The organism is Methanothermococcus sp., assembly GCF_015523155.1.
In the GTDB taxonomy this organism is placed as follows: domain Archaea; phylum AGJL01; class Methanococci; order Methanococcales; family Methanococcaceae; genus Methanofervidicoccus.
In genome coordinates, this window is the sequence record NZ_WAKW01000029.1 from 1 (window position 1) to 17,323 (window position 17,323).

Annotated in this window: 17 protein-coding genes and 1 pseudogene; 7 read left to right on the plus strand and 11 right to left on the minus strand. The window is 31.0% G+C overall.

The features are described 5' to 3' along the window. Nucleotides 1–281 precede the first annotated feature (281 nt). The 4 genes and pseudogenes from rfbA to rfbD all read left to right on the plus strand — a co-directional run bounded on the left by rfbA (nt 282) and on the right by rfbD (nt 4,618). On the plus strand, nt 282–1,160 hold the full coding sequence (gene rfbA / locus F7B34_RS03285) for a glucose-1-phosphate thymidylyltransferase RfbA (RefSeq protein ID WP_292460352.1): 879 nt from the start codon (nt 282–284) through the stop codon (nt 1,158–1,160). A 106-nt stretch (nt 1,161–1,266) separates the two neighbouring features. Then, nucleotides 1,267–1,524, plus strand: a pseudogene (locus tag F7B34_RS07820) (GDP-mannose 4,6-dehydratase); the annotation flags it as partial. 54 nt (nt 1,525–1,578) lie between these two features. After that, nucleotides 1,579–3,720, plus strand: coding sequence for a GDP-mannose 4,6-dehydratase (locus F7B34_RS03290; RefSeq protein WP_367116337.1), 2,142 nt, complete (start codon nt 1,579–1,581; stop codon nt 3,718–3,720). Nucleotides 3,721–3,724: 4 nt separating this feature from the next. Beyond that, complete coding sequence (gene rfbD / locus F7B34_RS03295) at nt 3,725–4,618, plus strand: dTDP-4-dehydrorhamnose reductase (protein ID WP_292460354.1); 894 nt, start codon at nt 3,725–3,727, stop codon at nt 4,616–4,618. Nucleotides 4,619–4,829: 211 nt separating this feature from the next. Here the strand turns inward: rfbD and F7B34_RS03300 are convergent, their stop codons facing one another. The 8 genes from F7B34_RS03300 to F7B34_RS03335 all read right to left on the minus strand — a co-directional run bounded on the left by F7B34_RS03300 (nt 4,830) and on the right by F7B34_RS03335 (nt 12,211). Continuing rightward, nucleotides 4,830–5,261, minus strand: coding sequence for a DUF2226 domain-containing protein (locus F7B34_RS03300; RefSeq protein ID WP_292460356.1), 432 nt, complete (start codon nt 5,259–5,261; stop codon nt 4,830–4,832). 40 nt (nt 5,262–5,301) lie between these two features. Next, nucleotides 5,302–5,976 carry a phosphate signaling complex protein PhoU gene (phoU, locus tag F7B34_RS03305; protein WP_292460358.1) on the minus strand — a complete coding sequence of 225 codons (675 nt, stop codon included), beginning with the start codon at nt 5,974–5,976 and terminating at the stop codon, nt 5,302–5,304. 46 nt (nt 5,977–6,022) lie between these two features. Then, the gene (gene pstB / locus F7B34_RS03310) at nt 6,023–6,781 is read right to left on the minus strand and encodes a phosphate ABC transporter ATP-binding protein PstB (RefSeq protein WP_292460360.1); all 759 of its coding nucleotides are present in this window, start codon (nt 6,779–6,781) and stop codon (nt 6,023–6,025) included. 10 nt (nt 6,782–6,791) lie between these two features. After that, a complete protein-coding gene (gene pstA / locus F7B34_RS03315) occupies nt 6,792–7,658 on the minus strand; it encodes a phosphate ABC transporter permease PstA (RefSeq protein ID WP_292460362.1) in 867 nt (288 codons plus the stop codon). Further along, the gene (pstC, locus tag F7B34_RS03320) at nt 7,645–8,586 is read right to left on the minus strand and encodes a phosphate ABC transporter permease subunit PstC (protein ID WP_292460364.1); all 942 of its coding nucleotides are present in this window, start codon (nt 8,584–8,586) and stop codon (nt 7,645–7,647) included. Before pstC ends, pstA begins: the two co-directional genes overlap by 14 nt. A gap of 129 nt (nt 8,587–8,715) precedes the next feature. After that, nucleotides 8,716–9,873, minus strand: a complete 1,158-nt coding sequence (gene pstS / locus F7B34_RS03325) for a phosphate ABC transporter substrate-binding protein PstS (protein ID WP_292460365.1) — start codon at nt 9,871–9,873, stop codon at nt 8,716–8,718. 291 nt (nt 9,874–10,164) lie between these two features. Next, nucleotides 10,165–11,664 carry a tetraether lipid synthase Tes gene (tes, locus tag F7B34_RS03330; RefSeq protein ID WP_292460367.1) on the minus strand — a complete coding sequence of 500 codons (1,500 nt, stop codon included), beginning with the start codon at nt 11,662–11,664 and terminating at the stop codon, nt 10,165–10,167. Between the two features lie 70 nt (nt 11,665–11,734). Further along, nucleotides 11,735–12,211, minus strand: a complete 477-nt coding sequence (locus tag F7B34_RS03335) for a helix-turn-helix domain-containing protein (RefSeq protein ID WP_292460414.1) — start codon at nt 12,209–12,211, stop codon at nt 11,735–11,737. Nucleotides 12,212–12,508: 297 nt separating this feature from the next. On the opposite strand from F7B34_RS03335, the gene F7B34_RS03340 reads away from it, so the two are divergent. From F7B34_RS03340 to purQ, 3 genes are all read left to right on the plus strand, one after another. Next, a complete protein-coding gene (locus F7B34_RS03340; RefSeq protein WP_292460369.1) occupies nt 12,509–13,744 on the plus strand; it encodes a U32 family peptidase in 1,236 nt (411 codons plus the stop codon). 195 nt (nt 13,745–13,939) lie between these two features. Continuing rightward, nucleotides 13,940–14,239: a histone family protein gene (locus F7B34_RS03345; RefSeq protein WP_292460370.1), complete on the plus strand. Its 300-nt coding sequence runs from the start codon at nt 13,940–13,942 to the stop codon at nt 14,237–14,239. A gap of 76 nt (nt 14,240–14,315) precedes the next feature. Next, nucleotides 14,316–14,996 carry a phosphoribosylformylglycinamidine synthase I gene (purQ, locus tag F7B34_RS03350; protein WP_292460373.1) on the plus strand — a complete coding sequence of 227 codons (681 nt, stop codon included), beginning with the start codon at nt 14,316–14,318 and terminating at the stop codon, nt 14,994–14,996. A 12-nt stretch (nt 14,997–15,008) separates the two neighbouring features. Here purQ and F7B34_RS03355 read toward each other — a convergent pair whose 3' ends face one another. Genes F7B34_RS03355 through F7B34_RS03365 form a run of 3 tightly spaced genes read right to left on the minus strand, consistent with a single transcriptional unit; the run spans nt 15,009 to nt 17,268 of the window. Further along, the gene (locus F7B34_RS03355; RefSeq protein WP_292460375.1) at nt 15,009–16,169 is read right to left on the minus strand and encodes a DUF2117 domain-containing protein; all 1,161 of its coding nucleotides are present in this window, start codon (nt 16,167–16,169) and stop codon (nt 15,009–15,011) included. Between the two features lie 52 nt (nt 16,170–16,221). Beyond that, nucleotides 16,222–16,452 carry a tetratricopeptide repeat protein gene (locus tag F7B34_RS03360; protein ID WP_292460377.1) on the minus strand — a complete coding sequence of 77 codons (231 nt, stop codon included), beginning with the start codon at nt 16,450–16,452 and terminating at the stop codon, nt 16,222–16,224. 21 nt (nt 16,453–16,473) lie between these two features. Then, nucleotides 16,474–17,268 carry a DUF2334 domain-containing protein gene (locus F7B34_RS03365; protein WP_292460378.1) on the minus strand — a complete coding sequence of 265 codons (795 nt, stop codon included), beginning with the start codon at nt 17,266–17,268 and terminating at the stop codon, nt 16,474–16,476. Between the last annotated feature and the right edge of the window lie 55 nt (nt 17,269–17,323).

Consider the following 17,323-nt stretch of genomic DNA (forward strand, 5'->3'; position numbering starts at 1 on the left):
GACGGAGGGGAATAATTCACTCAGAGTTATACCCCATATAATGGTAATCTCTGGCTAAAATCCCCTATGAGTCAGGAAGCCTTGCCCGAAGGCGAGGCTACGAAAACCTTTCGGTTTTCGTTTAACCCCTCCTGTAAGGGAGAGTAATTCAATATATATCATCACTGCTTCATTCCCGTTATGGTTTTTATATAATAACTCATATAAAAGCCATATATAAGAAATTTAGTTACAACTATCTATATCATCTGAAAACATATCATTCTAAAAGTGGTGAAATAATGAAAGGTATAATTTTAGCGGGAGGTTCTGGTACTAGGTTATATCCCATTACCTATGCTGGAAATAAACATCTGATGCCAATATATAACAAACCTATGATATATTATTCACTATCTGTTTTAATGCTATCTAAAATTAAGGATATATTGATAATAACAACACCTGAGGATTTGCCGAGATATGAAAAACTTTTAGGAAATGGTGGGCATTTGGGAATAAATATACAATATAAAGAACAGCTAGAACCGAAAGGGCTTGCAGAGGCATTTATTATTGGGGAGGAGTTTATAGGGAATGACAGCGTATGCCTAATACTTGGAGACAACATTGTGTATGGAAGTGGATTGACAGGATTTTTACTTGATGCAAAAGAGGAGCTCCTAAAAGATGGTGGGGGTGTGGTGTTTGGTCAGTATGTAAAAGACCCTGAAAGATATGGGGTCGTTGAATTTGATGAAAATGGAAATGTAAAGGAAATAATTGAAAAACCGAAAAATCCGCCTTCAAATTATGCAGTAATTGGTCTTTACTTTTACGATAATGATGTTATCGATATTGCGAAAAATATAAAACCTTCATGGAGGGGCGAATTGGAAATAACCGATGTAAATAATGAATATTTAAAAAGAAATAAATTAAAGGTAAAACTTTTACCAAGGGGGACGGCATGGTTTGATGCCGGGACTCATGAAAGTTTTTTAGAGGCAAGTAATTTTATATCTGCTGTTGAAAAAAGAATGGGTTTGATGGTTGGATGTTTGGAAGAGATAGCATATCATAACGGATGGATAACAAAGGATGAGCTCCTAAAACTTGCCAAACCATTATTAAAAACTGATTATGGAAAATACTTGGAAAAACTTGCAAATGACAAGTGATTGAATGAAATAAAGTAAGAAAAAAAGTAAATAAAGAATTGGTGAAATAATGAGAATGTTAGTCACTGGTGGAGCAGGATTTATTGGAAGTAATTTTATAAGATATATGTTAAATAAATATAAAGATTTAGATGTAATAAACCTTGATAAACTTGGCTATGGTTCAAACTTGGAAAATTTAAAGGATATTGACAATTCGAGGTATTCCTTTGTTAAAGGAGACATAAACGATTTTGAATTGGTATCTAATTTAATTAAGGAAGTAGATGCTGTTGTAAATATGGCAGCAGAGACTCATGTTGATAGAAGCATATCCGACCCTTATTCGTTTTTAGAAAGTAATATTATAGGAGTTTATACAATTTTAGAGGCCATTAGGAAATCCAATCCAGAGGTTAATTTTGTTCATGTAAGTAGTGTGACTGGGGATACTCCTGTGTTGCTAAGGAATAATGAGACTGGTGGGATCTTTTTAGATAGGATAGATTTCCTCAATGAGGATAATTGTCATCTCTATGAAGCACTTACGATTGATGGGGACCTCAAGGCTACCTTTATGCCAATTTTGGGCATAGTTAAACACCCAACTGATGAGATTTACGAAATAGAGTATGAAGGTGGGGGAAGGATTAAAGCTACAGGCTCTCATTCTGTGTTTGTATTCACGGAAGATGGGATAAAAGAAAAATATGTTACTGAGCTGAAAGAAGGGGAATATCTGGTGACATTGCTAGCTTTCAACAAGAATAATTTTGAATCAAATCATGTTCTCAGGATAAAGGATTACCTAGACATGAATAAAATCAAAACAAGTGAACGCATTAAGAAGAGCTTAAAAATTATAGAAAGAGCACTGAAAATTCTGAAGGATGGACTTAAAACATGGAAAGAACTTGCTGAGAGTTTAAGAAAGCCTGTTTCTCAGTCGCTTAAAAGTATGGTGGAGGAGGGATTAATTGAGGTTGTGGATGGGAAATACAGGATAACGGAGAAGGGTTTAACTGAATTAAGGAATGGTTTTGAAGAGACTGCTTATGTGCTTTATAGGAGACAGCTTAATATTCCACAGGAGATTGAGGAAATAGAAATCACCCCTGAATTAATGTGGCTCTTTGGTTTGTATTTGGCGGAGGGACATGCCTCTAATACGGAAAAAGAATTTAAAAGAAAGCTAAAAAAAGTTACAATAACTACAAAAGATATTGAATCACTCAAAAAAGCAAAAAAATTGCTAGAAAAGTATTTTGAATATAAAAAAGCAGTTATTAGGAAAAAGAAATATGAAGACACATACCAATTGGAGTTTAGTGGAGAAATTTTGCATTCTATTTTCTCAGAGTGGGGGGGTACCTCCGAAAACAAACGTATTCCTTCATGGGTGTGGAAACTCTCAAGAGATCATATAACTAAGATGCTTGAGGGTTATGAAGGAGACGCCCATATCAGAAAAGATGGTAGTAGAACATTCACTTCAAAAAATCAAACCCTAATATTTAGTTTAATATGGCTGACTAGGCTTAAAGAGATAAACTCAAGGTATGTTAAGAGAGTATGTAAAAATATGAGAGGGGAATTCCAAAAAAGAGAAGAATATGACTTAGTCATGCACGATTTAGCAGTCTCATCTGAAAATTATGAGAAAAATAAGTTAGTAAGGACGCCTCATTCTAAGTGTATCCCTATGGAATTAGTAAAACACCAATTACCTAATAATATCGTAGCGAAGTATAATCTCAAAAAGAACAGATTAATTGGAAAAGACATTGCAAAAAGATGGATGGATGGAAAAAATAAGTATGTTGAATCAGATGTGGGGATTGCAAAGGTCAAAAAAATTACACGACTTAACGAAAACTTAATGGTATATGATATTGTAATAGATGAGAATCACAAATTTTTTGGAGGAAATGTGCCAATTCTGCTTCACAATACTGACGAAGTATATGGCGATATTGAAGAGGGTTCATTTACAGAAAATGATAGGCTAATGCCATCATCCCCATATTCAGCAGGTAAAGCTGGGGGAGACATGCTTGTTTTAGGTTATGCAAGGACCTATAACTTAAATGCGAAGATAACGAGATGCACAAATAATTACGGCCCATACCAGTTTCCGGAAAAATTAATTCCAAAAACAATAATTAGGGCAAATAAAGATTTAAAAATCCCAATATATGGTAAAGGAGATAATATTAGGGATTGGCTGTATGTGTTAGACCATTGCAGGGGAATTGAAATAGTTTTGGAAAAAGGGGAAAAAAGAGAAGTTTATAATATATCTTCAAATCATGAAAAAATGAATATTGAAATTGTTAAAATGATATTGGAGCTCCTAAATAAACCATCAGATTTAATAGAATTTGTGGAGGATAGACCCGGGCATGATGTTAGATATAGTTTAGATTCTTCAAAATTGAGGGAGCTCGGATGGAAACCAAAATATGATTTTAAAGAGGGGTTAAGGGAAACTGTCAATTGGTATATCGATAATGAATGGTGGTGGAAACCTCTAATTAATGATAAGGTTCTTCATCCAACCCCTTGGAAATTGAAATGGTGATAATGTGGGAGAAAAAATAGCAATTATTGGATTGGGTATGATAGGATATGAGCTCGTAAAGAAATATAATGATTTGGGCTTTGAAGTTCATGGAATTACACGAAGTGATAAAGGATTTTTTGATGGATATAAGAATATAAATAAACATTTTATAGATATTACCAATGAAAATAAAATAAAAGAAACCATTGTGGATATAAATCCGGATTTTGTTATAAATACTGCGGCTATTACCAATGTGGATTTATGCGAAACTGAAAGGGAAATTGCATATAAAACAAATGCCCTTGCTGCTAAATATATCGGTGAAGCCTGTAAAAAGCTTAATATCCCTTTATGTCATATATCCACAGATTATGTTTTTGATGGAGAAAAAGGCAATTATGTTGAAGATGATGAAATAAACCCTATAAATTACTATGGATGGACAAAGGCAGAAGGGGAAAAGGTTTTAAATGAATTAAATCATGATTTGACATCTATTGTAAGAATCTCTGTCCCTTACTGCATAAGTCCTGTTAAAGTCAATTTTTTCATGTGGGTTTTAAACACTTTAAAAGAGGGAAAGGAAGTGAATACAGTAATTGACCAGTGGAATACCCCAACTTATGTGCCTGAGCTCATGGATGGAATTGTCAAAATTTATGAAAGGGATGTTAATGGAGTATTGCACTTTGGAGGGGGCGAAAAGGTAAGTAGATATGAATTTACATTGAAGGTTGCTGAAATATTTGGTTTAGATAAGAGTTTGATAAAACCTATACGGAGCTCCGAATTGGGATGGAAAGCAAATCGACCAGCTGACACTTCATTAATCAGCGAAAAATCTGAGAAATTGCTGGACATTAAATTAAAGAAAGTTGATGAGTGTTTAAATGAATTAAAAAAGATTATTTAGATAATTTTTTAACTTGTTTCGGCGAGAAGTCCCCTTCCGTCTTAAAAATCAAAGATTTTTAAAATCACCAACAAAGTTGGTGAGCTACAAAATGCGAAGCATTTTGTTTAATCTCCTCGCTTCGCTCGAAGATAAGGGAGGGGATGAAAGCCGAAAATTATTTATATAACTATTCTCACAATATTTATTGCTACCGAAAAGAAAAGGTAGCCTAGGGCTGGGACAGTCCGAAGTGACGCCTGTGGAGACTACGGGTCGGAAGCAGGAAGCTCCGTCCGTAAGATCGGAGTAGTTCACCAATAATTCTCTCAATTCCTTTTTTTAGGTGGTTCAAGCTCACTTTATTTATCATACCTAAAAACTTTTTGCAGTTTATTCTCACAATGTAATCTACCAATATTTTATTTTCCGCTATTATCTTGCTATTCACATCTATGTTGTAATATCGTATACCATCCTGGGCAGATAGAAAAAAATCCAATTTTTCATATACTTCATTTTTTAACTTATCCAGCCCTTCATTTTCAAAGTTAATTAATTTATGTATTTCTTCCTCGGATGGTTCTCTAATGCCAAGTTTTTTTAAGAGTTCCTCTCTTTCATTATTATTTTTTATATTAAAGGTGCTGGAGTTATTAACCATAATGTCCCCCCACTTTAAAAATAAAATATAAAAATATTTTTTATTCAAAATGTTTAAAATCAAACTCTTCCTCTTTTATCCTCTCCCCTTTTATCATATAAACTACTCTATCACCTATTGAAGCTATTAAATTACTACATCTCTCTAAATATTTTCCTACAAATATAATTTCGGTAGCTTTTGTGGTATTTTTTGGATTCTCGATTATATAACTAATCATAGCTCTATACAGTTGGTTGTACAACTTATCTATTTTTTTATCCCTGTTATACACATCCCTTGCAAGAACCTCATTTCTAGTTTTAAAAGATACAAGAGCATCTTTTAACATTATTTCAAGGTAATCCAACATTACATTTAATAATTCGTTTTCTACGGGTTCATTTACTTTTGATTTCAGGGTAATTTTTGCTATTTTGGAGGCATTGTCCCCTATTTTTTCAAGCTTTGAGATTATTTTAATAACTGTCAATATTGTCCTTAAATCAGATGCAACAGGTTGTTGAAGTGCTATTATAGAAACACATTTTTCTTCAATTTCCATTTCTTTTCTATCTATTATATCATCATTTTCTCTTACTTCTTTTGCAAGTTTCTTATCATCATTTAAAAAAGACTCCACTGAATTTTTTAAAGCATCCATACACAATGTTCCCATATCCATTACATCGTTCTCTACTTCTTCTATTTTTGTATATAGTATCTCTCTTGTCATACCTATCACCTTAAAATTTATGAATAGAATAATTATTTAATAAATATTATCCAAATCTACCACTTATATAATCCTCAGTTTCTTTATGAGCAGGTTCTAGGAATATCTTCTCTGTTTTATCAAATTCAATGAGCTTTCCCATTAAAAAGAATCCTGTGTAATCCGAAATTCTACTTGCCTGCTGCATGTTGTGGGTAACAACAACAATGGTATAATCCTTAGCTAACTCAGCCATTAGGTCTTCAATTTTCAATGTGGATATTGGGTCAAGCGCTGAGGTAGGTTCATCCATTAGTATTACCTCTGGTTTAACTGCTATTGTTCGTGCAATACATAATCTCTGCTGCTGTCCTCCAGACAATGAAAGGGCATTTTTATTTAATTCATCTTTAACCTCATCCCATAAAGCAGCTTTTTTTAAAGCCCATTTTACTATTTTGTCCAATTCTGTCTTGTTTTTAATACCATGAATTTTTGGTCCAAATGTTATGTTATCGTATATACTCATGGCAAATGGATTTGGTTTTTGAAATACCATTCCTACTCTCTTTCTTAAATCATATACATCCACATCTTCGTCATATATATTTCTTCCATCCAACATTACATTACCATCTATTTTAACTGTGGTAATCAAGTCGTTCAATCTATTTAAACATCTCAAAAATGTGGATTTACCACAACCACTAGGCCCAATCAATGCTGTAATTTTATTTTTATAAACTGGAAGATTTATGTCATAAAGTGCCTGTTTATCTCCATACCATAGGTTTAGATTGTTTGTTTCCATCTTTATACTTTCCATACTATCCCTTTTAAAGTTTTATTTCATCTTTTAGAGCATATCTTATTGGTATAAATAATGCTAAAAATATAATAAGCATTACCAATGCAGCCCCCCAGGCTATTTGATGGTCTTCTATGGAGGGGCTTTGAACAAGGGTATATATCAAAAGGGGAATAGCTCCAACAGGTTGCAATGGATTTGTTGGATAAACTTCGTATAATCCACCTGCTGTAAATAACAGAGGGGCAGTTTCTCCAGAAACCTTAGCCATACCTATTAATATTCCAGTTAATATTCCCTTCTTTGCCATTTTTGTTATAACCTTAAAAATTACCTGAGCTCTTGTGCATCCCAAGGCATAGCCTCCCTCTTTATATATTCGTGGTATCTCAGCCATAGCCTCCTCAGTATATACAGAAACATAGGGTGTGAGTATTAGTGCTAGTGCAATAGCTCCTGCAAGGGCTGAAAACGAACCCATTGGAATAACCAATATTCCCATAATAAATGTACCTACAAGAATAGTTGGAAATTCCAACATTATCTGTAAAAGCATCTTTGTGGTTCTTCCTATAAAACTATTGGGATATTCATAGCTGTATGCTCCAGCTAAGAAAGCCAACGGTAGTCCTATAAGGGTAGCTAAAAATGTTAGCATCAATGTTCCTGCTATTGCTGGTCCTATTCCACCTTCACTCAATGTTCCAAAAACAAAGGTTGTGCCATTTTTTATTATAATTGGAAGACCTTTTACTACAATTGAAATAATTATATGAAATAGTGGAATTATAGTTATCAATGTAAGTGAGCCTACTAAAAATAAAAATATGTTATCTTTAATCATTCTAACTCTTTTATGAGTGGTATATTTAACATTTTTATCAGTGGCTAACATGCTCTCTCCACCTCTTCAAATAATAAAGACCTATAATATTAACAATCAAGCCCACTATAAAAAGAACCAATCCAGCTGAATAAAGAACGGAAGTCATATATTTGTACAACACGGAATTCCCAAATTGATTTGCTATAAGTGATGATATGGTATATCCCGGAGCAAATAACTTATATGTTAAGTTAAAGGAATTTCCAATAACCAGAGATACTGCAACAGTTTCACCAAGGGCTCTACCAAATGCCAATATAAAACCAGATATTATTGCAGGTTTTACATATTTAATTAAAACCTTAGTGGTTTCATATCTTGTAGCCCCTAATGCTACCAAGCCCTCTTTATATACAGAAGGAATCATAGCATAAGCCTCTCTTATTATGGCAGATGCAAATGGCACTACCATTATCCCAAGTAGTATGCCAGCCGATAAAAAGGAATAACCAGATATTGGAGGATAACTAAATAAAGGTATAAATGCAAAATGTTCATATAAAAACTTCATTAAATGGTCTCTTAAAAGAGGAACTAATATAAAAGCACCCCATATACCATAAATTATTGTAGGTAATCCTGCCATAATATCGGATATGATAATCAAAGGATACTTTAACTGTTTAGGGGCATAATCATTAACAAATATGGCATAACATATAGCAAGGGGAAGGGCTATTAAAACTGCAATTGTGGCTGTATAAATGCTTCCCCATATTGGTGCAGCTAATCCATAAATTTCTTTTGCAGGTTCTTCTGCTGCCTGCCATATATTTTGGATAAACAAACCTAATCCATATTTTTCAATTGCAGGCCATGCGTTATAGAAGTAGAACCCCAACATTAGTATAAAAAGAATAAAAACTACAATAATCGCTGGTAAGGTTATTAATTTAAACTCATCTATCTTTTTTTTTAGGAGTTCATATTTACCCATAATTTTCAACCTGTAATCTTTTTAATTTTTATCTTTTAAATTAAAAAAATAGAAGTATTATATTGTTAAATTTTCTATTATTAAAGATTTTCTTTGATGATAATATAAAAAAATAAAAGTTAATATTCTTTATTCTTTAATGCTTTTTACAGCATTTAATCCAATATCTGCAACACTTTTTGGTAATCCGGCATATCCCGGAGCTAAATGCTCTGGTTTTTGTCCTTCTGTCAATACCCATGTTATAAAGTCCTTTATAGCTTTAACCTTTTCACTGTTGTAATGTTTTCCATTTTTATTTTCCCAAACCAACAGGTGAGTAAAGGCCACTATTGGATAGGCATTATCCCCTGGGGCGTTTAACATCTGTTTTAAATCTTCTTTGTATCCTTCTGTTGGGTTTGGTATGTTAGCTTTAACACCTGCAACAGCTGCTTTCATTGTATCGTCATTTACCTTAACAAATTTTCCATTTCTGTTCTGTAATTCAGCCGTTGGAAGTTTTTCCTCCACTGCATAGGATAATTCAGTATATGCGATGGAATATGGCGTATTTTTTAAAGTAGCTACAACACCAGGATTACCTTTTCCAGCTACTCCTCTTCCCATTTTATCTGCTGGCCAATTGACTATTTTCCCAGCACCAACTTTTTCTTTCCAATCTTTGCTTATTAAACTTAGATATGTTGTAAATATTGCCGTTGTACCACTTGCATCACTTCTGTGTATAACGATTATTTCTTTGTGAGGCAATTTACTTGCAATATCTGGATTGTATTTTTTAATTTCTGGGTCATCCCAATATTTTATATTGCCCATAAATATATTTGCCAAAGCTTCTTTACTTAATTTCAAAGAGGTATCTCCAATTTCAGGCACATTGTAACTTACAACAACAGCCCCTACAATTTCTGGGAATTGTAGTGGTTGATCTCCTGTTTGAAGGAATTTTTGCCACATACTTTTTCCAACCGGAGGGTCGCTCCTTCCAATATCTGTTAATCCTTTTAAAAATACTTCCTGTCCATGACCAGAACCTCCGCCTTCATACTCTATCTTCACATTAGGATGGGTTTTTTGATAATCTGTAATCCATTTTTGTATTTGGTACTTTGGAAATGTAGCACCCGTGGTTCTCAAGATTATGGTTTTTGTAGTGGAGGTAGATTGAGCATTTGTCTGGGTATTGGTAGATTGAGTTTGGGAATTATTTCCCATACAACCAGCCATTGTAACTATTGGGACTATTAAACATATTCCCAATATCAAAGCCAATATTTTCTTCACATTTTCACCTTATTATTTATTAGATGTTTTTAATAATTACAATGAATTATACTGTATATATAGGTATATAAAGTTTTCTATTTGGAATTATAATTCATATTTTATGAACATATAAATAAGAAGATATAGTATTTAGTAAATAATTAGATAAAGTATTTTATGCAATAAACGAAAAAAATAAAAGATAATTCACTATATACATTTTGAATAGAATCATTAGTAATTAATATTTTTTAGAATAAATTACATTTCACAAATTCTTCGAATTTGCTAATTTCCTCGCTTACGCTCTTAAATATCCTTATTTTTTCTTTTTTTCCATTCTTCAATTGGTATTGAATATTTATCTTCAATCTGTTTTCTATATAATGTGTTGTAAGTGCAGAATGGTATTATCTTGTTATCTGGCAATGCGTAATGTATAACACACCTTTGAACCCTTTTAGCATCAAAATTGTATGGGTCCATAAAATGCATGCATCCAATTAAAATCATATTAAAATGGAATTTTGAAAGGGCATTATAATCTCCCTTTAATATTTTTATTAAGATTTCCGTAAATTTTATATTTGATGGCTTTTTTGAAGAATCCACTAAATTAGGCAGTTCTTTTGTGATTTTTAAAAGTATTTTTCCTTTTTCTATTTTGGATAATTTATGACATTCATCATTATGGTTTTCATAAACCTCTTTAAGAAGTTCTATAAAACCTTCAACATTAAAGAATCTTGTTATAGGTATAAGTTTATCATTTTCTACAAATATATAGGTTGCAGCTCCACAGTGTTGGTGAGCTCCTAATTTTATCACCCGTCTATTTTCCCAGAGCTCGACAAATAACGATATTGGCACCACAAATGGCACAGGATAAAAATCATCTCTTAGAATTTCTCCGTTTGTCTGTTCCTCCACAAGTTTAATAAAATCTGGAATGGTTATTCTTTGCTCCAATCTTTTATTTTCATCAATTCTTCCAGTAAAAGAAACTGGCTGAACATTTACATTTCTAACAACATCTCTGTTTTTAGCTGCGAATCTTATCATATCTCCTATCTGGTCATCATTAACTCCTTTTACAAGTGTTGGAACCAAAACAACACTATTGAAATCGGCTTTTCTACAATTTTCTATAACCTTTAATTTCAAAGGTAGTAGATTTTTATTCCTTGCAATTAAATAGGGTTTTTCCGTCAAACCATCAAATTGTAAATAAATTGTGGATAATCCAGCTTCTTTTAGTTTTTTAATATACATAATATTTTTTAATTTTATGCCGTTGGTGGCAACTTGAACATGGTTGAATCCGAGCTCTTTAGCCATTTTTATTAATTCTGGTAAATCTTCCCTAACCGTTGGTTCTCCACCTGCAAACTGTATTGCAGGGCAAGGAACTTCCTCACTTCTCAAATTAATCATCATCTTTTTTATCTCTTCCTTGGATGGTTCATATACCTTTTTTGTTCTATTAGCATTTGCAAAACATATAGGACAGTTTAAATTACACCTATTTGTTACATCTAAATTTGCCAGTACTGTTGTAGATCTATGGTTTGGACATAATCCACAGTCAAATGGACATCCGTCTTTAACATCAGTGTTTGGATTTCTTATTTTTTCTCCTATGTATTCATACCTATTATATCGTTTATACATCTCACTATCATTCCAATAAACATCCCTAAATTTTCCATGTTCTGGACATTCCTTTTCTATTATGACCTTACCGTCTTCCTCAAATACATCTGCCTCTATTCTTTTTAAACATACTGGACATAGTGATATAGTCTTCAAAATAATCACCCTAATAAAAATAATAAATTTAATTTTTATAAATTATATTATTTAATTATATATATTTAATCTAATTATTTTTACAATCATCATTAATATTATTCCCATCACTAACAACTATTTTAACAGGCAAAAATGGTATCTTAATTTCTTTCTTTTTAATTTTTTTATCGAGCATTATCACTTCGTTTAATTTATTTTGGAGTCCTTTTGATAATTTTTTTACGAGTTCAGAGGGAGACACCGCTGAGTAAATATAAGGTTTTTTACCCAACCCCTCTTTATTAGACTTTTCTCTGACTACAATTCCACTTTTATACATTTCCAAAATTGCCTCCCTTATGGTGGAGGGATATATGCCAGTTCCATGAGCTATTTCATCCACTGTGCTATTTCCATATTTTCTAAGGTAAATATATATTTTAGCCTTTACCTCACTTGATAAAAGGTTTGACAAATTACTTATTAATGATTTGTCTATGTTTTCAATGGTTTTTTTGATTACAATTGATTTATTTTTTTCCTTGTTTTTTACCTTTTCTAAAATTTCTTTTACCTCATTCTCGGTTTTATCGCTATTATTTTTTTCATCCCCATAATATTCATTTTCTAAACGGTTTTTAGAGTCATCAACTTTTTCACCATACATAAAATCACCACATATATTTCAAAATTTATATTTAATTATATTTATAATATACCTATACCATATATTTTATTAATAATAATGTCCTTATCCACAGGTCATAATATAATTTTTATAATATAAATATATGATGGTATAATATTAATCTAAATAACTATTAATATAAATATCAATAATTTTTGATAATTTGGTGAAAATATGGTTGAATTGCTTGCACCTGCACGAGATTTAACATGCTTAAAAACTGCCATTAATTATGGTGCAGATGCAGTTTATTGTGGTTTAAAAGAGTTAAACATGAGATTTACAGCTAAAAATTTTAATAGAGATGAATTAAAGGAAGGAATAAAATTTGCACACGAAAATAACAAAAAAGTCTATTTATGCACAAATACCGTTGTTTATGAAAATGATTTGAAGAAATTAAATGATATTTTTGATTTTGCCAATAGTTCAGAAGTTGATGCAGTAATAGTCAGCGATTTGGGAGCAATGGAACTGGCAAAAGAGTATGGTCTTAGAATCCATGCAAGTGTTCAAACAAATATTACCAATTCATTAACTGCTAAATTTTATTCAAAATTTGCAAAAAGGATAATTCTATCAAGAGAATTAACCTTGAACCAAATAAAAGATATTCGAAACAATTTAAAAAATGATGATAATGGCAAATATAACAATAGTTATTACAATTTAGAGCTCGAAGGATTTATACACGGAGCTCTCTGCGTGGCAATAAGTGGAAGGTGTTTTTTAAGTTCATACCTATTTAACAAAAATGCGAACTGTGGAGACTGTCTTCAACCGTGTAGAAGAAAGTGGAAATTGATAAATGAACATGTTGATGGCACCCATGAGATAGTTTGTGAAGGAAAATACCTTCTATCTCCAAAGGATATATGCATGATTGAATATGTGCCTGAGCTCATGGAGGTGTTAGATAGTTTTAAAATAGAGGGCAGAGCAAAAAATGCCGATTATGTAATGAGAACAGTTAAAACCTATCGAGAAGCTATTGATTCGGTGATTGATGGAACCTATAATGAAAAAATTCCATACTTTAAGAAGGAACTCCAAAAAGTGTATAATCGAGAATACGACACAGGATTTTATTTTAGAGATTTAACCAATAACCATGATTTTCAGTATGAAATAGAAGGGAATGCTTCACCATATAGAAAGGTAGAAATTGGAACTGTTGTTAATTTCTATAAAAAAGTTGGAGTTGCAGAGATAAAACTTATAGATGATTTAAAAGTAGGGGACGAAATATTGATTATAGGCAATAAAACAGGATGTGTGGAGGAAAAAATAAATTCCATCCAAATAAACCATAAAACCATAAGTATTGGAAAAAAAGGAGAGAATATTGGTGTAAAGCTAAACAATATTGTGAGGGAAAATGATAGAGTTTTTAAATTAATTAAATTTTAATATAATGATATTTAATTTATTTACATCTTAGTTTTCATAATATTCTTTTATGATGTATATTTAGATATTTAGATTATAATATATTTTATAAATATTTTTTATTTTAGGTATTTTTTCTAAAATAAAAAGGATACATAACCTTTAAATAAATTTAAATACAATATTTATTTAATATTTTAAACAGGAGGTTTTATTATGATACCAAAAGGGACAGTTAAGAGATTGATGAAAGAAAACACCAATATGAATATATCTACTGAATCAGTTGAAAAACTTGTGGAAATTTTGCAGGAATATATTGTAACCACAACAATATTGGCTGAGGAAAACGCGAAAAAGGATAAGAGAAAAACCATTAAAGCAAGAGATATCGAATACTGTGATGAAGAGAGATTGAGAGTAAAAATTGTGGAAATAGCAGATAGAACTGAAAAAGTTAATATATTAACAAGAGAATTTTTAAAGGTCTTAGCTTCTGAATTAAAGAGAATATAATTTTATATTTAATCATATTATAATTATATAAAAATTCACATATAAAAAATATAATATTATAAAATTAAGTGATACTATGGATATTGCAGTTGTAAAATTTTTAGGCACAAATTGTGATAAGGATGTATGTCATGCTATTAAATTGGCAGGAGGAAATCCAAAATTGGTATGGTTTTCTGAAACAGATTTAAGTAAATTTAAAGGTGCAGTAATTCCAGGTGGGTTTTCCTATGGGGACTATTTAAGGGCAGGTGCCATAAGCTCAAAAACACCAGTAATAAAAGGATTAAAAAAGATGGTTGATGATGGAAAACCAGTATTGGGTATCTGCAACGGAGCTCAGATAGGTTTAGAAGCTGGTTTTTCATATGGAACATTAACAAATAACATAAACGCAAGATTTATATGTAAATGGGTATATATTAGAGTTGAAAACAACAACACACCATTTACAAAGTATTATAAAAAAGGAGATGTATTAAAAATACCAATAGCTCATGCAGAAGGTAGATTTTATACTGATGAAGATTCCCTTCAAAAGATGTATAAAAAGAATATGATAGTATTTAAATACTGTGATGAAAACGGAGAAATTACCGAAGGGGCTAATCCAAACGGTTCAGTTGACAATATAGCAGGAGTGTGTAATGAAATGAAAAACTGTGTTTTATTAATGCCTCATCCTGAAAGAGCCAGTGAAAAAATATTGGGCTCAGATGATGGTTTAAACATGTTTAAAGGAATGTTAATTAGTTAATTTTACTTTACTTTAAGATTTATATACATCATAATTAATTTTATTATTGTTTAAAAATTCTTTTATATATTGTAGTGTATTCTCATAAGTCAGTTTTTTATTTTTTAATTTTTCTTCCAACATCTTCCCCACATCATCATCTTTGCAGTTTTTTATTAGAAATATATTTGAACCTTCTGTAATCATTGGATTTTTTAAAATATCATCCCTATCGCCATCTGTAATGCCTATTATCTTAATACCAAATCTGGCTAAAATATCTCCGCAGATGATTGTAGTATCATCTCCAACAGTGATTACAGTAGAAACATTTTTATTTTTTATTTTCTCTAAAACATCTTCCCCTGCATGATTTACAAAAATAATTTCTCCTTTATGGTTTGTTTTTTTCATTGTTATTTTTTTTATAGTATTATTTTTCTTATTCCTATTGGTATTGGATGGATGCCTTCTTAGAATGCCTGTCTTTACAATAGCACTTTTTAAATTAATCTCGCCCAGTTTTTCAACTCCATGCCATTTTACTTCGCCATTAATTATATCTATTAATCTGTTATTTTCAGATACTAATATTACAGGAGCTCCTTTTGCCCTGCCTACCACTATTCCATTTATCATTACAGGTTCTCCAATATCAACCCCATGGATCTTTCTAAATAGTCTGTTTCCTTCATTCCATATGTTTAATCCATTGCTTATACATTCCTCTATATTCAAATTTAATTTTTTTGAGAGGTATTCTATTAAAAGATTTAAATTTTTATTAATGTTATTCATATTATATTTATCCTTATTCCATATTAAAATTGTTCCATCCTTTTCTCCGGGTCTCTCTATTTGGATTATTGGTTTATAGATTCCTGACCTCTCTACAACGATTTTCCCAAATGTATGACCAGTTTCCTTTGATTTTCCATAGTTCATTAAAATTAGAATATCATTATCTCCTAATTTTTTCAAACTCATGGATGGAACAAGTTTTTCTGAAATATCAATTACATCTTGCAGGTTGTTGTCTATTACAGCCACCCGACCCATAGTCCCCCCAAGCTTTGCTCTTATATTCACATGTATATTATACTCATTTGAAAAATCTTTTAAAATGTTCAAGATTTTTTTTGCATAACCTGTGTCGATTATTTCAGGTCCATGAATAACCATTCCTATATCCATTCTATCATCTTTATATAACATTATAGTGTATATCTCTTATTTTTTATGCTTCTTATTTATTATTTTTTAATCTATCCAATATCAAAGCTTTTTTAAAACATTCTAATGCCTCATCGTATCGTCCCAAATTTCTAAGTGCAAGTGTTTTATAAAACCAGGCATCTATGTATGTGGGTTTGATTTCAATAGCTCGATTAAAGTATTTTAATGCCGCTTCGTGATTTCCATTATTTCCAGCGGCTATGCCTTTTTTTACAAAATATTCAGGAGTCTCATTGCACATATCTACACCCCTCCATATATATTAATTTTTTGTTGTATTTAAAAAATAATTTAAAAATTCCAAACCTCCTCCATAATTTACGGCTTTTGGATGTATGGATAGATAAAACTGATGCTGAGATGTTTTATAATCTGAAATTGCCAATAGTTCTGTAATTTTAACAAGATTTTTTGGCATATACCATGTATATTCTTTATTTGTAATTATAATTTTTTCCATTGAATTATTATCCTTTTTCAATAGGTAATAATCCATTATAATGCTGATATTTTTATTTAAAAATACCTCTTCTGAGTCCTTTGATATTTTGTATCTTGGAGGTATGAAATATTTTATTTTTTTAGTATCTATACCGCAGTCATTTAGTATTTTAAATGATTCATTTAATTTTTTCTCAGCGACTGTTTTATTACAATTATATTCACCCCCTATATGATTGTACGCATGATACTCCAAATGATAACCTTCTTTTTCTAAAAATTGCAGGTATTTTACAAAATTTGGATAGTTTTCAATATTATATTTATTGGCATGATTTACTATTATAAACAAAAATGTTCTATTTTGATAGTTGTTCCTATTTATTATATTTACAATTTCTTTTAATTCTTTAAGATATATTGGACTCACATCATGAACAAGAATAATAGGTTTTTTGGGTTCATTAAATGTAAATTTTATATTGTTATCGACATTCGTCATATTGTCTATATTTAACTCCATTTTGAAATTCTGCACTGTAAAAAATAATGTTGCAAAACTTACAGTTAAAATTGTTATTAAAATTAATATAACAATGTAAACAGCGTTTTTCATTGTATCATCTCTAAAAAAATAATTATATTTATGTAAGTCCTTATTTTATATTTCC

Bases quoted from the DNA above. Each gene is read 5' to 3' on its own strand.
- F7B34_RS03340 (WP_292460369.1), top strand. From the start codon at position 12,509: ATGGTTGAATTGCTTGCACCTGCACGAGATTTAACATGCTTAAAAACT.
- pstC (WP_292460364.1), bottom strand. From the start codon at position 8,586: ATGGGTAAATATGAACTCCTAAAAAAAAAGATAGATGAGTTTAAATTA.
- phoU (WP_292460358.1), bottom strand. From the start codon at position 5,976: ATGACAAGAGAGATACTATATACAAAAATAGAAGAAGTAGAGAACGAT.
- F7B34_RS03360 (WP_292460377.1), bottom strand. From the start codon at position 16,452: ATGTGCAATGAGACTCCTGAATATTTTGTAAAAAAAGGCATAGCCGCT.
- pstA (WP_292460362.1), bottom strand. From the start codon at position 7,658: ATGTTAGCCACTGATAAAAATGTTAAATATACCACTCATAAAAGAGTT.
- F7B34_RS03345 (WP_292460370.1), top strand. From the start codon at position 13,940: ATGATACCAAAAGGGACAGTTAAGAGATTGATGAAAGAAAACACCAAT.
- rfbA (WP_292460352.1), top strand. From the start codon at position 282: ATGAAAGGTATAATTTTAGCGGGAGGTTCTGGTACTAGGTTATATCCC.
- F7B34_RS03300 (WP_292460356.1), bottom strand. From the start codon at position 5,261: ATGGTTAATAACTCCAGCACCTTTAATATAAAAAATAATAATGAAAGA.
- purQ (WP_292460373.1), top strand. From the start codon at position 14,316: ATGGATATTGCAGTTGTAAAATTTTTAGGCACAAATTGTGATAAGGAT.
- F7B34_RS03355 (WP_292460375.1), bottom strand. From the start codon at position 16,169: ATGGATATAGGAATGGTTATTCATGGACCTGAAATAATCGACACAGGT.
- pstB (WP_292460360.1), bottom strand. From the start codon at position 6,781: ATGGAAAGTATAAAGATGGAAACAAACAATCTAAACCTATGGTATGGA.
- F7B34_RS03365 (WP_292460378.1), bottom strand. From the start codon at position 17,268: ATGAAAAACGCTGTTTACATTGTTATATTAATTTTAATAACAATTTTA.